Here is a 13,959-nt window from a genome sequence, read left to right as displayed (position 1 = left end):
CCGAGCCCCAACGCCGGGCCCGTGGAGGCCTCCTTCGCGGGCGCCCTCGGCGTGCGCCTGGGCGGGGCGCTCTCCTACGGCGGCCGGGTCGAACACCGCCCGGTGCTCAACGGCGCCTCCGGACGGCCGGTCCGCGTCACCGACATCGACCGGGCCGTACGGCTCTCCCGCCGCGTCGGTCTGCTCGCGCTCGGCGCCACGCTCGCCGCGCGCACCCTCCTGAAAGGACGTGGGAAGTGAACGGTGGTCTCCTCGTCGCCGGCACCACCTCCGACGCGGGCAAGAGCGTCGTGACGGCCGGTATCTGCCGCTGGCTGGTCCGCCAGGGCGTGAAGGTCGCGCCGTTCAAGGCGCAGAACATGTCGCTGAACTCGTTCGTCACGCGCGAGGGCGCGGAGATCGGCCGGGCGCAGGCCATGCAGGCCCAGGCGTGCCGCGTCGAGCCGACCGCGCTGATGAACCCGGTGCTGCTCAAACCCGGTGGCGAGCAGAGCAGCCAGGTGGTGCTGCTGGGCAGGCCGGTGGGCGAGTTGAGCGCGCGCGGGTACCACGGCGGGCGGCAGCAGCGGCTGCTGGGCACGGTGCTGGACTGCCTGGCCGAACTGCGGGGCACGTATGACGCGGTGATCTGTGAGGGGGCGGGGAGCCCGGCCGAGATCAACCTGCGGCGGACCGACATCGTCAACATGGGGATCGCGCGGAACGCGCGGCTGCCCGTGCTCGTCGTGGGCGACATCGACCGCGGGGGTGTCTTCGCGTCCTTCTTCGGCACGGTGGCCCTGCTCTCGCCGGAGGACCAGGAGCTGGTCGCCGGGTTCCTGGTGAACAAGTTCCGGGGCGATGTGAGCCTGCTGGAGCCGGGGTTGGACATGCTCCGGGACCTGACCGGGCGGCGGACCTACGGGGTGCTGCCCTTCCGGCACGGGCTCGGCATCGACGAGGAGGATGGGCTGAGGGTGTCGCTGCGGGGCACCGTACGGGAGTCCGCCGTCACTCCCCCGGTCGGCGAGGACGTGCTGCGGGTCGCCGTGTGCGCGATCCCGCTGATGTCCAACTTCACCGACGTGGACGCGCTGGCCGCCGAACCGGGCGTGGTCGTGCGGTTCGTGGACCGTCCGGAGGAGCTCGCGGACGCCGATCTCGTCGTCGTCCCGGGCACGCGCGGGACCGTACGGGCCCTGGAGTGGCTGCGGGAGCGCGGGCTCGCGGACGCGCTCGTCCGCCGGGCCGCCGAGGGGCGCCCCGTCCTGGGCGTCTGCGGCGGCTTCCAGATCCTCGGCGAGCACATCGAGGACGAGGTCGAGTCCCGCGCCGGAGCCGTCCCGGGCCTCGGCGTCCTGCCCGTCCGGGTGCGGTTCGCCCGCGAGAAGACCCTCACCCGGCCCAGCGGGGAAGCCCTCGGCGAGCGGGTCGACGGCTACGAGATCCACCACGGGGTGGCCACCGTCGAGGGCGGCGAACCCTTCCTGGACGGCTGCCGGGTCGGCCAGACCTGGGGCACCCACTGGCACGGCTCGCTGGAGTCGGACGGCTTCCGGCGGGCCTTCCTGCGCGAGGTGGCCGCCGCCGCGGGCCGCCGCTTCGTGCCCGCGCCGGACACCTCCTTCGCCGCGCTGCGCGAGGAGCAGCTGGACCGGCTCGGCGACCTGATCGAACAGCACGCGGACACGGACGCGCTGTGGCGGCTCATCGAGTCGGGCGCGCCGCAAGGACTGCCTTTCATTCCACCGGGAGCGCCCGCATGAGCACAGTGTTGTTGTTGTCGACCGCCGACACGGATCTGCTGGCCGCCCGGGCGTCCGGCGCCGGCTACCGCATCGGCAACCCCACCCGCGTCGACGTCGCCGGGGAGCTGCCGGGCCTGATCGAGGGCGCGGACCTCGCCGTCGTACGGCTGCTGGGCGGCAAGCGGGCCTGGGAGGACGGGCTGGCCGCGCTGAAGGCGTCCGGCATCCCGACCGTGCTGCTGGGCGGCGAGGCCGTGCCGGACGCCGAGCTGATGGCGGAGTCGTCCGTGCCGGCCGGTGTGGTCGCGGAGGCGCTGAAGTACCTGGTCGAGGGCGGTCCCGCGAACCTGCTGGAGCTGTCCCGGTTCCTGTCGGACACCGTGCTGCTGACCGGTGAGGGCTTCGAGGAGCCGCGCCGGATGCCGGAGTTCGGCGTGCACGGCGGCTACGAGGTCAGGGACGGCCGGCCGACCGTGGGCGTGCTCTTCTACCGGGCGCACGAGCTGAGCGGCAACACCGCCTTCGTGGACACCCTGTGCGAGGCGATCGAGGCGCGCGGCGGCAACGCCCTTCCGGTGTTCTGCGGTTCGCTGCGCGGCGCGGACCCGGCCCTGTACGAGCTGCTGGGGCGGGCCGACGCGCTCGTGGCGACCGTGCTCGCGGCGGGCGGTACGCACGCCTCCCAGGCGTCGGCGGGCGGGGACGAGGAGTCCTGGGACATCGGCGCGCTCGCCGACCTGGACGTCCCCGTGCTGCAAGGGCTGTGCCTGACCTCCTCGCGGGCCGCGTGGGAGGAGTCCGACGCGGCCCTGTCCCCCATGGACGCGGCGATGCAGGTCGCGATCCCGGAGTTCGACGGCCGGCTGATCACGGTGCCGTTCTCCTTCAAGGAGCAGGGCCCCGACGAGGTGCCGGTGTACGTCGCCGACCCCGAGCGGGCCGCCCGCGTGGCCGGGATCGCCCTCGGGCACGCCCGGCTGAAGCACAAGCCGAACGCGGAGAAGAGGATCGCGCTGGTCTTCACCGCGTACCCGACCAAGCACTCCCGGGTCGGTAACGCGGTCGGCCTGGACACGCCCGCGTCGGCGGTCCGGGTGCTGGACGCGCTGCGGGACGCCGGGTACGGGGTCACGGAGTACCCCTCCGGCGGCGACGAGCTGATCCACCGGCTCATCGAGGCCGGCGGGCACGACGTGGAGTGGCTGACGGAGGAGCAGCTGGCCGCCGCGCCCGCGCGGGTGCCGCTGGCGGACTACCGGGCGTGGTTCGAGAAGCTGGACCCCGGGCTGCGGGACGCGATGACCGAGGCGTGGGGCGAGCCGCCGGGCGGCCTCTACGTCGACGGCGACGACATCGTGCTCGCCTCTCTGCGGTTCGGCAACGTCGTGGTCATGATCCAGCCGCCGCGCGGCTTCGGCGAGAACCCGATCGCGATCTACCACGACCCCGACATGCCGCCGTCGCACCACTACATGGCGGCGTACCGGTGGCTCGAGAACTCGTTCGGCGCGGACGCGATCGTGCACATGGGCAAGCACGGCACGATGGAGTGGCTGCCGGGCAAGGGACTCGGGCTGTCCCGGGGCTGTGCTCCGGACGCCGTCCTCGGCGACCTGCCGCTCATCTACCCCTTCATCGTCAACGACCCCGGCGAGGGCACGCAGGCCAAGCGGCGCGGGCACGCCACGGTGGTCGACCACCTGGTGCCGCCGATGGCCCGCGCGGACACCTACGGCGACCTGGCCAAGCTGGAGCAGCTGCTGGACGAGTACGCGCTCGTCTCGGACCTGGACCCGGCGAAGGCCCCGGCCGTCCGCGCCCAGATCTGGACGCTGGTCAAGGCGGCGGAGCTGCACCACGACCTGCACGTGGACGAGCAGCCGGACGACGAGGCGTTCGACGAGTTCGTCATGCACATCGACGGCTATCTGTGCGAGATCAAGGACGTGCAGATCCGCGACGGCCTGCACATCCTCGGCGGCGGCCCGGTCGGCGAGCCGCGCGTGAACCTCGTGCTCGCCGTGCTGCGCGCCTCCCAGGTGTGGGGCGGCCAGGCGAACGCGCTGCCCGGTCTGCGCGCCGCGCTGGCCGCGCACTTCGGCCTGGTCGAGAAGGAGCTGCTGGCCGAGCCGGGCGCCCCGGTGAAGGTGCCGGTGGAGCTGACGGACCTGGTCGACGGCCCGTCCCGGACGGCGGCCGACACGATCGACCTGCTGGAGCAGCTGTGCCGGCGGATCGCTGAGGGCATGGAGGCGCGGGCGTGGGACCGTACGGTCGTCCCCGCCGTCCTGCGGGGCGTGCTCGGCGCCGAACTCCCGGACGCGCTCGCCGTCCTGGAGTTCGCGTGCGACGAGGTCGTCCCCCGGCTGGCGCGGACCACCGACGAGATCGGGCACATCCTGCGGGCCCTGGACGGCGGTTACGTCCCGGCGGGCCCGTCGGGCTCCCCGACCCGTGGTCTGGTCAACGTCCTGCCGACGGGCCGCAACTTCTACTCGGTCGACCCCAAGGCGATCCCGTCCCGGCTGAGCTGGGAGGTCGGCCAGTCGCTGGCGGACTCGCTGGTGCAGCGGTACCTGAGCGACACCGGGGAGTACCCGAAGTCGGTGGGTCTCACGGTGTGGGGCACCTCCGCGATGCGCACCCAGGGCGACGACATCGCCGAGATCCTGGCGCTGCTGGGCTGCCGCCCGGTGTGGGACGACGCCTCGCGCCGGGTGACGGGCTTCGAGGTGATCCCGCTCGCGGAGCTGGGGCGCCCGCGCATCGACGTCACCGTCCGCATCTCCGGGTTCTTCCGGGACGCGTTCCCGCACGTGGTCGGGCTGATCGACGACGCGGTGCGGGCGGTGGCGGAGCTGGCGGAGCCGGCCGAGTCCAACTACGTGCGGGCGCACGTGGAGGAGGACGCGGTCGGGCACGGCGACCGGCGCCGGGCCACGGCCCGCATCTTCGGCTCGAAGCCCGGAGCGTACGGCGCCGGTCTGCTGCCGCTGATCGACGCCCGGAACTGGCGCAGCGACGCCGACCTCGCCGAGGTGTACGCCGTCTGGGGCGGCTACGCCTACGGGCGCGGGCTCGACGGGCGGGCGGCGCGCGGGGACATGGAGACCGCGTTCCGGCGGATCGCGGTCGCCGCGAAGAACGTCGACACCCGTGAGCACGACCTGGTCGACGCCGACGACTACTTCCAGTACCACGGCGGCATGGTCGCCATGGTCCGGCACCTGACGGGCGCCAACCCCGAGGCGTACGTGGGTGATTCGGCCGTACCGGACCAGGTGCGGACCCGCACGCTGGGCGAGGAGACGCACCGGGTGTTCCGCGCGCGGGTGGTCAACCCGCGCTGGATGGCGGCCATGCGCCGGCACGGCTACAAGGGCGCCTTCGAGATGGCCGCGACCGTGGACTACCTCTTCGGCTACGACGCGACGGCGGGCGTGGTCGACGACTGGATGTACGAGAAGCTCAGCGCCGAGTACGTCTTCGACCCGGAGAACCGGGACTTCATGAAGCAGTCCAACCCGTGGGCGCTGCGCGGGATCACCGAGCGGCTGCTGGAGGCGGCGGACCGCGGCCTGTGGGCGGAGCCGGACGCGGACACGCTGGAGCGGCTGCGCGCCACCTATCTGGAGCTGGAAGGCGACTTGGAGGGCGACCAGTGACCACCCCGTTCCCCTTTACGGCCGTCGTCGGCCAGGACGACCTGCGGCTCGCGCTGCTGCTGAACGCCGTGTCGCCGGCGGTCGGCGGTGTGCTGGTGCGCGGCGAGAAGGGCACCGCGAAGTCGACGGCCGTGCGCGCCCTGTCGGCGCTGCTGCCGGAGGTCGACGTCGTCCCCGGCTGCCGTTTCTCCTGCGATCCGGCGGCCCCCGACCCGGCGTGCCCGGACGGGCCGCACGAGCCGGGGCCCGGGACGCAGCGGCCGGCCCGCATGGTCGAACTGCCCGTGGGCGCCTCCGAGGACCGTCTCGTCGGCGCGCTGGACATCGAGCGGGCGCTGGCCGAGGGCGTGAAGGCCTTCGAGCCGGGCCTGCTGGCCGACGCGCACCGCGGCATCCTCTACGTCGACGAGGTGAACCTGCTCCACGACCACCTGGTCGACCTGCTGCTGGACGCGGCGGCGATGGGTGCCTCGTACGTGGAGCGCGAGGGCGTGTCCGTGCGGCACGCGGCCCGGTTCCTGCTCGTCGGCACCATGAACCCCGAAGAGGGCGAGCTGCGCCCGCAGTTGCTGGACCGGTTCGGGCTGACCGTGGAGGTGGCCGCGTCCCGCGAGCCCGACCAGCGGGTGGAGGTCGTCAAGCGGCGTCTGGCCTACGACGCCGACCCGGTCGCCTTCGCCGCGCGCTGGGCCGGCGAGGAGGCCGCCGTACGGCAGCGAATCGCGGCGGCGCGCGCGTTGTTGCCGCAGGTGCGGCTGGGCGACGGGGCGCTGCGGCAGATCGCGGCGACCTGCGCGGCCTTCGAGGTGGACGGCATGCGGGCCGACATCGTGATGGCCCGTACGGCGACCGCGCTGGCCGCGTGGGCCGGGCGGACCGATGTGCTCGCGGAGGACGTACGGCAGGCCGCGCTGCTGGCGCTGCCGCACCGGCGCCGCCGCAACCCGTTCGACGCGCCGGGGCTGGACGAGGACAAGCTGGACCAGACCTTGGAGGAGTTCTCCGGGGAGTCCCCCGACGACGATCCGGACCCCGACGGCCCCGGTGGCGGCGGCGGGCAGCCCGCGCCCGACAGCGGCCCGCGGGACGACGGCGGCAGCGGCGCGCGGCCCGAGGCCGGTGAGGGCGGTCAGCCGCAGGCGTCCGGCGGGCAGGAGCAGTCGGCCGTACGGGCCGCCGAACCCTTCCGTGCCAAGGCGCTGACCGTCCCCGGGATCGGCGAGGGTGCCGCCGGGCGGCGGTCGCGGGCGCGTACCGAGCATGGGCGTACCACCGGCGCGCGCCGCCCGCAGGGGGCGCTGACCAAGCTGCACCTGGCGGCGACCGTGCAGGCGGCGGCCCCCCACCAGCGGGCGCGGGGCCGGTCGGGGCCGGGTCTGGTGATCCGCCGGGACGATCTGCGGCAGGCGGCCCGCGAGGGGCGCGAGGGCAATCTCGTGCTGTTCGCCGTGGACGCCTCCGGGTCGATGGCGGCGCGGCAGCGGATGAGCGCGGTGAAGGGTGCCGTGTTGTCGCTGCTGCTGGACGCCTACCAGCGGCGGGACAAGGTGGGGCTCGTGACCTTCCGGGGGGCGGCGGCCGAGGTCGCGCTCCCGCCGACCTCGTCGGTGGACGCCGCCGCCGCGCGGCTGGAGTCGCTGCCGACCGGCGGGCGTACACCGCTGGCGGCCGGTCTGCTGAAGGCGCACGAGGTGCTGCGGGTGGAGCGGCTGCGGGACCCGGCGCGCCGGGCGCTGGTGGTCGTGGTGACCGACGGCCGGGCGACCGGTGGCCCGGAGCCCGTGGCCCTCGCGGGCCGGGCGGCGCGGCTGTTCGCGGCCGACGGTGTGGCCTCGGTGGTCGTGGACTGCGAGGCGGGGCCGGTGCGGCTCGGGCTGGCCGGGCAGCTCGCCGGGGAGCTGGGCGGCACGGCCGTCACGCTGGACGAGCTGCGGGCGGACGCGATCGCCGGGCTGGTCAAGGACGTGCAGGGGACTTCGAGGAGGGCCGCGTAATGCCGCAGGGACAGCCGAGTGTCGTACCGGACGACGGACTGACGACCCGTCAGCGACGGAACCGTCCGCTGGTCGTCGTGCACACGGGCGTCGGCAAGGGCAAGTCCACGGCCGCGTTCGGGCTCGCGCTGCGGGCCTGGAACCAGGGGTGGCCCATCGGGGTGTTCCAGTTCGTCAAGTCGGCGAAGTGGAAGGTCGGCGAGGAGAACGCGCTCAAGGTGCTCGGCGCCTCCGGCGAGGGCGGGACCGTCGACTGGCACAAGATGGGCGAGGGCTGGTCGTGGGTCCAGCGGGACCTCCAGGGTGACAACTCGACCAACGAGGAGAAGGCCCGCGAGGGCTGGGAGCAGGTCAAGCGGGACCTGGCCGCCGAGACGTACCGGCTGTACGTGCTGGACGAGTTCGCGTACCCGATGCACTGGGGCTGGGTCGACACCGACGAGGTCGTCGACGTGCTGCGCGGCCGGCCCGGCACCCAGCACGTGGTGATCACCGGGCGGAACGCGCCCCGGAAGCTGGTGGACTTCGCCGACCTCGTCACCGACATGTCCAAGGTCAAGCACCCCATGGACGTGGGCCAGAAGGGCCAGAAGGGCATCGAGTGGTGATGTCGTCGGTGCCTCGGCTGGTCGTCGCCGCGCCCTCCTCGGGCAGCGGCAAGACCACCGTCGCCACGGGGCTGATGGCCGCGTTCGCCGCGCGGGGGCTCGCCGTGTCCCCGCACAAGGTCGGGCCGGACTACATCGACCCCGGGTACCACGCGCTCGCGACCGGGCGGGTGGGGCGCAACCTGGACGCGTACCTGTGCGGGCCGGAGCTGATCGCTCCGCTGTTCCTGCACGGGGCGCGCGGGTGCGACCTCGCCGTGGTCGAGGGTGTGATGGGGCTGTACGACGGGGCCGCAGGCGAAGGCGAACTGGCGTCCACCGCGCACATCGCCAAGCTGCTGCGGGCACCGGTGGTGCTCGTCGTGGACGCGTCCTCGCAGTCGCGGTCGGTGGCGGCGCTGGTGCACGGGTTCGCGTCCTGGGACCCGGGGGTGCGGGTCGGGGGTGTGATCCTGAACAAGGTCGCCTCCGACCGGCACGAGGAACTTCTCCGTCAGGCGCTGGATTCGGCGGGGGTGCCGGTGCTGGGCGCCTTGCGGCGGGTCGAGCAGGTGGATACGCCCTCCCGGCACCTCGGGCTGGTGCCGGTCGCCGAGCGGCAGGCTGCGGCGGTGGACGCCGTCCAGGCCATGGCCGCGCAGGTGGCTCAGGGGTGCGACCTGGCCGCGTTGGAGGCACTCGCCCGGACTGCCGGTGCCCTCCCGGGGAGCCCCGCCCCCTGGACCCCCGACTCGCCCACCCAGCACCCGGCTCGGCCCGCCGGGAGGCGAGCGCCTGTCGTCGCCGTCGCCGGCGGGCCCGCCTTCACCTTCTCCTACGCCGAGCACACCGAACTGCTCGCCGCCGCCGGTGCCGAGGTCGTCACCTTCGACCCGCTGCGCGACGAGCGACTGCCCGAGGGAACCGCCGGGTTGGTCATCGGAGGTGGCTTTCCCGAGGTGTACGCCGCCGAGCTGTCCGCCAACGAGCCCCTGCGCAAGGCCGTCGCCGACCTCGCGTCCTGCGGCGCCCCCGTCGCCGCCGAATGCGCCGGACTGCTCTACCTGTGCCGCGAGCTGGACGGGCGGCCCATGTGCGGCGTGCTCGACGCCACCGCGCGGATGACCGGACGGCTGACCCTGGGCTACCGGGACGCCGTGGCCGTCGGCGACAGTGTGCTGGCGGCGGCCGGCACCCGGATGCGCGGCCACGAGTTCCACCGCACCGTCGTCGAACCCGGCGCCGGTGCCGCTCCCGCCTGGGGCGTACGGGCCCCGGCCCGGCGGGTCGAAGGTTTCGTGCAGCAGGGCGTGCACGCGAGTTATCTGCACACGCACTGGGCGTCCGAGCCCGGTGTCGCCCGTCGGTTCGTGGAGAGGTGCCGGACGTCATGAGCAGCAGGCTGGTCGGAGTCGGGGTCGGTCCCGGTGATCCCGAGCTGGTGACCGTGAAGGGGGTCAACGCGCTGCGGGCCGCCGATGTCGTCGTCGTCCCGGTCATGGACACCGGGGAGCGCGGGCGGGCCGAGGCGACCGTGCTGCACTACGTGCCCGCGGAGAAGGTCGTCCGGGTGGTGTTCGCGCTGAACGAGCGGACCGACCGGGCCCGGCGCGAGGCGGCCTGGGACGCGGCCGGGCAGCGGGTCGCCGAGCTGCTTCACGCGCACGCGTCGGTCGCGTTCGCCACCATCGGGGACCCGAACGTGTACTCGACGTTCACCTACCTCGCGCAGACCATCGCCGAGCTGGTGCCGGGGGTGGCCGTGGAGACCGTGCCCGGGATCACCGCGATGCAGGATCTCGCGGCGCGGTCCGGGGCCGTGCTGACCGAGGGCACCGAGCCGCTGACCCTCGTGCCGGTGACGGCCGGGTCGGCGGTGCTGAAGGAGGCGCTGGCCGGGCCGGGGACGGTCGTGGCGTACAAGTTCGGGCGGCAGGCCGCAGAGGTCGCGGAGGCGCTGCGGGAGACCGGGCGGCTCGGGGACGCCGTGTGGGGCTCGGCCCTGGGGCTGGCGGAGGAGTCGGTGCGCCCGGCCCGCGAGCTGGACGGGACGCCGTTGCCGTACCTGTCGACGCTGATCGCGCCGCCGCGCCGGGACGGCGGCCGGGGCGGGAAGCTGTGACACGGCCCGGGTCACCCCGCGACGCCCACCACCAGCCAGATGAAGGCCGCGCCCGCGACCGTGCACAGCAGGGTCGACCGGGCGGGGTGCTGGTGGTGGGCCTCGGGGAGGATCTCCGCCGCCGCGAGGTACAGCAGCGCGCCGGCGAACAGGCCGAGATAGCCGCCGAGGACACCCGGCGGGACGGTCAGGAACGCGGACGCGGCGGCTCCGGCGACCGGTGCGACGGCGTCCGCGAACAGCATGGCGAGGGCCTTGCGGCGGGCGTTGCCGTACAGGCTGGTGAGGGTGAAGGTGTTGAAGCCGTCGGCGAAGTCGTGGGCGATGACGGCGAGCGCGACCGCGGTGCCCATGCCGCCGCCCACCTGGAAGGACGCGCCGATCGCCACGCCGTCCATCAGGCTGTGCCCCACCATCGCCGCGGCCGCCGTCAGGCCCACCTCCGGGGCCCTGTGGTGGTGTTCGTCGCCGCCGTGGGCGGCGCGGCGGGCCGCCAGCAGGCGTTCCACCAGATGGGCGAGGAGGAAGCCGGCCAGGAACAGCAGGAGCGCGGCCGGAACGCCGTAGACCTCGGTGCCCGCCGCCCGGAGGGCCTCCGGCAGCAGGTCCAGGCCGACCACGCCGAGCATCAGGCCGCCGGCCAGGCCCAGCACCAGATGGCGGCGGTCGGTCACGCGCTGTGCCGTCCAGCCGCCGGCCAGCGTCATCAGGAACGCGCCGAGCGCGACGAAGACCGCCATAGGCCCTTGCTATCGGATCGACCCGCGTTCCCGCACGTCCGACAGCCACAACCGCAGTACTCGTAGGAGAGGACCGATTCCCATGGCCGATGCCCCCACCGGCAAGGTGACCTTCGTCGGTGCCGGCCCCGGCGCCGCCGATCTGCTGACGTTCCGCGCCGCCCGGGCCATCGCCGAGGCCGACGTCGTGATCTGGGCGGCGAGCCTGGTCCAGGCGGAGGTCCTCGAACACGCCCGCGAGGACGCCGAGGTCCTGGACTCGGCGACCATGTCGCTGGAGGACGTCGTCGCGGTGTACCGGCGCGCGTCCGAGGAGGGGCTGAAGGTGGCCCGTATCCACTCCGGCGACCCGGCCCTGTGGGGCGGTACGCAGGAGCAGCTGGACCGCTGCCGGGAGATCGGCATCGCGACCGAGGTCGTCCCGGGCGTGTCCTCCTTCTCCGCCGTGGCCGCGCTGGCCCAGCGCGAGCTGACGATTCCCGAAGTCGCGCAGTCCGTGGTGCTGACCAGGCTGGGCGGGGGCAAGACGCCGATGCCGCCCGGCGAGGAGGTGCGCGAGTTCGCCCGCCACGGCACCACCATGGCGATCTTCCTGTCGGCGGCGCGCAGCGGGCAGCTGGTGCGGGAGCTGCTGGAGGGCGGCTACCCGACGAACACCCCGGTGGTGATCGCCTACCAGGCGACCTGGCCGGAGGAGCTGGTCGTGAAGTGCACGATCGGCACGCTGGAGGAGACCGTCAAGGAGCACAGGCTCTGGAAGCACACGCTGTTCCTGGTCGGTCCGGCGCTGGACGCGCACGGGACGCGTTCGCACCTGTACCACCCGGGTCACTTCCACGGCTACCGGAAGGCCGACCCCGAGGCGCGGCGGGTGCTGCGCGAGCAGAGGGCGAAGAGTTGATCACGGTCGTCGGTACGGGAACCGGGGCGCCGGTGCCCGCGGACGTCCTGGCCGGGGCCGCGCTGGTCGTCGGCGGGCGGCGGCACCTGGACGCCGTACGGCTGCCGCAGAGGGCGGAGCGGGTGGTGCTCGGTCCGCTGGCGCCCGCGCTGGAGACCATCGCCGGGTACGTCGGCAAGGAGCTGCCGGTGGTCGTGCTGGCGTCCGGCGACCCGGGGTTCTTCGGGATCGTGCGGGCGCTGGCCGAGCGGTTCGGCGCCGGGCTGCTGGACGTGCGGCCGGGCGTGTCCTCCGTGGCGACCGCCTTCGCCCGGATCGGGCTGCCCTGGGACGACGCGGTGGTGGTCAGCGCGCACGGCCGGGACCTGCGGACGGCGGTGAACGTGTGCCGGGCGCGGCCGAAGGTGGCCGTGCTGACCGGGCCGGGCGCCGGTCCCGCGGAGCTGGCAGCCGCGCTCCCCGGTGACCGGACGCTGGTCGTGGCGAGCGCGCTCGGCGATCCGCGGCGGGAGCGCGTGGAGCGGGTGACGGCCGCCGAGGCGGCGGCCCGGGACTGGGGTACGGCGGTGAGCGTGGTGCTGTGCCTGGACGAGGCGCGGTCGCTCGGCGCGGTGCGGACGGTGGCCGGGGTGCCCGGGGCGCCGGACCGGTGGGCCCTGGAGGAGGACGCGTTCACGCACCGCGACTCGATGATCACCAAGTTCGAGGTACGGGCGCTGGCCCTGGCCCGGCTGGGGCCGCGCCTGGGCGACCTGGTGTGGGACGTGGGCGCCGGATCGGGTTCGGTCGCGGTGGAGTGCGCGCGGCTCGGCGCCGCCGTCGTCGCCGTCGAGAAGAGCCCGGACGGGGTGGCGCGCATCCGTGCCAACGCGGACGCCCACGGCGTCGACGTGGAGGTGGTGCACGGCTCGGCGCCCGGCGCCCTGGCCGGGCTGTCCGGCGATCCCGACGCGGTGTTCGTCGGCGGTGGCGGCCGGGAGCTGCCCGCCGTGGTGACCGCGTGCGCGCGGCGGGCCCGGCGGACGGTCGTCGTCGCCATGGCCGCGCTGGACCGGGTGCCGGCGGCGCGGCAGGCGCTGGCGGAGGCCGGGTTCACCTGTGACGGGGTGCTGGTGCAGTCCTCGCGTCTCGCGCCGCTGCCGGGGGACGTGACCCGGCTCGCGGCCACCAATCCCGTGTTTCTGCTGTGGGGCATGAGAACCCCGGCGTCTAGTGAAGGAGTTGTCCAGTGATCGGCCTCATTTCCGCCACCGCGGCGGGGGCGGCGGCGCGGGACCGGCTGGCCGCGGCCTGGCCGGAGCGCACGCGCGTCTACGAGGGTCCCGTCTCCCAGGCCGTCCCGGCCGCGTTCGCGGAGTGCGAGCAGCTGGTGTGCTTCCTGGCGACCGGTGCGGTGGTACGGCTGCTCGCGCCGCTGCTCGCCGGCAAGGCGGCCGACCCCGGCGTGGTGTGCGTGGACGAGGGCGGCCGGTTCGCGGTGTCGCTGCTCGGCGGGCACGGCGGCGGGGCCAACGCGCTCGCCCGCGAGGTGGGCGAGGTGCTGGGCGCCGAGCCGGTGGTGACGACCGCGACGGACGCCGTCGGGCTGCCGGGCCTGGACACGCTCGGCCTGCCGTACGAGGGGGCGGTCGCCGCGGTCTCGCGGGCGCTGCTGGACGGCGAACCGGTCGCGCTGGAGGCCGAGGTGGCGTGGCCGCTGCCGCCGCTGCCGGTCGCGCCCCGGGGGTCGTACACGATCCGGGTGACCGACCGGGACGTCCCGGCGGGCGAGCGGGAGGTGCTGCTCAGGCCGCCGTCGCTGGTGGTCGGGGTCGGCGCGTCGAAGGGCGCGCCGGCCGAGGAGGTCCTCGGTCTGGTCGAGGAGGCGCTGCGGGAGGCGGGGCTCTCGCCGCGGTCGGTCGCCGAACTGGCCACCGTGGACGCCAAGGCCGGGGAGCCGGGCATCGTGGCCGCCGCCGAGCGGCTCGGGGTGCCGCTGGTGACGTACTCGGCCGAACAGCTGGCGGCGGTCGAGGTGCCCAACCCGTCGGACGCGCCCCTCGCCGCCGTGGGCACCCCGTCGGTCGCGGAGGCCGCCGCCCTGGTCCGGGGTGGTGAACTCCTCGTCCCGAAGAAGAAGTCGGCCGCGCGGCCCGCGATGGCGACCTGTGCGGTCGTACGGCGGCCGGGGCGCGGGCGGCTCGCGGTGGTCGGGCTGGGGCCGGGCGCCCGGGACCTGCTCAC

At 74.7% G+C, this 13,959-nt stretch carries 11 protein-coding genes; 10 read left to right on the top strand and 1 reads right to left on the bottom strand.

What is annotated here, in order from left to right; genetic code table 11:
* From ABZV94_RS35555 to cobI, 7 genes are all read left to right on the top strand, one after another.
* Positions 1 to 240 (top strand): cobalamin biosynthesis protein (locus tag ABZV94_RS35555; protein ID WP_356348020.1); only part of this gene is annotated, 240 nt, incomplete at its 5' end.
* Positions 237 to 1,745, top strand: coding sequence for a cobyric acid synthase (locus ABZV94_RS35550; protein WP_356348017.1), 1,509 nt, complete (start codon positions 237 to 239; stop codon positions 1,743 to 1,745). The genes ABZV94_RS35555 and ABZV94_RS35550, both read left to right, overlap by 4 nt.
* The gene (gene cobN / locus ABZV94_RS35545; protein ID WP_356348015.1) at positions 1,742 to 5,392 is read left to right on the top strand and encodes a cobaltochelatase subunit CobN; all 3,651 of its coding nucleotides are present in this window, start codon (positions 1,742 to 1,744) and stop codon (positions 5,390 to 5,392) included. Before ABZV94_RS35550 ends, cobN begins: the two co-directional genes overlap by 4 nt.
* Positions 5,389 to 7,386, top strand: coding sequence for a putative cobaltochelatase (locus ABZV94_RS35540; protein ID WP_356348013.1), 1,998 nt, complete (start codon positions 5,389 to 5,391; stop codon positions 7,384 to 7,386). Before cobN ends, ABZV94_RS35540 begins: the two co-directional genes overlap by 4 nt.
* A complete protein-coding gene (gene cobO / locus ABZV94_RS35535) occupies positions 7,386 to 7,994 on the top strand; it encodes a cob(I)yrinic acid a,c-diamide adenosyltransferase (protein WP_356348010.1) in 609 nt (202 codons plus the stop codon). The genes ABZV94_RS35540 and cobO overlap by 1 nt, the downstream gene beginning before the upstream one ends.
* The gene (locus tag ABZV94_RS35530) at positions 7,994 to 9,367 is read left to right on the top strand and encodes a cobyrinate a,c-diamide synthase (RefSeq protein WP_356348008.1); all 1,374 of its coding nucleotides are present in this window, start codon (positions 7,994 to 7,996) and stop codon (positions 9,365 to 9,367) included. The genes cobO and ABZV94_RS35530 overlap by 1 nt, the downstream gene beginning before the upstream one ends.
* The gene (gene cobI, locus ABZV94_RS35525; protein ID WP_356348006.1) at positions 9,364 to 10,095 is read left to right on the top strand and encodes a precorrin-2 C(20)-methyltransferase; all 732 of its coding nucleotides are present in this window, start codon (positions 9,364 to 9,366) and stop codon (positions 10,093 to 10,095) included. The genes ABZV94_RS35530 and cobI overlap by 4 nt, the downstream gene beginning before the upstream one ends.
* 11 nt (positions 10,096 to 10,106) lie before the next feature.
* On the opposite strand, the gene ABZV94_RS35520 is transcribed toward cobI, so the two are convergent.
* A complete protein-coding gene (locus tag ABZV94_RS35520; RefSeq protein WP_356348003.1) occupies positions 10,107 to 10,835 on the bottom strand; it encodes a ZIP family metal transporter in 729 nt (242 codons plus the stop codon).
* An 82-nt stretch (positions 10,836 to 10,917) separates the two neighbouring features.
* Between ABZV94_RS35520 and cobM the strand changes: the two genes are divergently transcribed.
* From cobM to ABZV94_RS35505, 3 genes are all read left to right on the top strand, one after another.
* Entirely contained in the window at positions 10,918 to 11,736 is an 819-nt protein-coding gene (cobM, locus tag ABZV94_RS35515) for a precorrin-4 C(11)-methyltransferase (protein WP_356348000.1), read from the top strand.
* Positions 11,733 to 12,968 carry a precorrin-6y C5,15-methyltransferase (decarboxylating) subunit CbiE gene (gene cbiE / locus ABZV94_RS35510; protein WP_356347998.1) on the top strand — a complete coding sequence of 412 codons (1,236 nt, stop codon included), beginning with the start codon at positions 11,733 to 11,735 and terminating at the stop codon, positions 12,966 to 12,968. The genes cobM and cbiE overlap by 4 nt, the downstream gene beginning before the upstream one ends.
* Positions 12,965 to 13,959, top strand: a 995-nt coding sequence (locus ABZV94_RS35505; protein ID WP_356347995.1) for a cobalamin biosynthesis protein, incomplete at its 3' end; no start/stop codon positions are given. The genes cbiE and ABZV94_RS35505, both read left to right, overlap by 4 nt.

It is taken from the genome of Streptomyces sp. NPDC004658 (assembly GCF_040609555.1).
Lineage (GTDB): Bacteria > Actinomycetota > Actinomycetes > Streptomycetales > Streptomycetaceae > Streptomyces.
This window is presented reverse-complemented; position numbering and strand designations above follow the sequence as displayed.

What these genes read in the sequence shown, in the direction of transcription:
- cobN (WP_356348015.1), top strand. Translation starts at nt 1,742, where the DNA reads ATGAGCACAGTGTTGTTGTTGTCGACCGCCGACACGGATCTGCTGGCC.
- cobO (WP_356348010.1), top strand. Translation starts at nt 7,386, where the DNA reads ATGCCGCAGGGACAGCCGAGTGTCGTACCGGACGACGGACTGACGACC.
- ABZV94_RS35530 (WP_356348008.1), top strand. Translation starts at nt 7,994, where the DNA reads ATGTCGTCGGTGCCTCGGCTGGTCGTCGCCGCGCCCTCCTCGGGCAGC.
- cobI (WP_356348006.1), top strand. Translation starts at nt 9,364, where the DNA reads ATGAGCAGCAGGCTGGTCGGAGTCGGGGTCGGTCCCGGTGATCCCGAG.
- ABZV94_RS35520 (WP_356348003.1), bottom strand. Translation starts at nt 10,835, where the DNA reads ATGGCGGTCTTCGTCGCGCTCGGCGCGTTCCTGATGACGCTGGCCGGC.
- cobM (WP_356348000.1), top strand. Translation starts at nt 10,918, where the DNA reads ATGGCCGATGCCCCCACCGGCAAGGTGACCTTCGTCGGTGCCGGCCCC.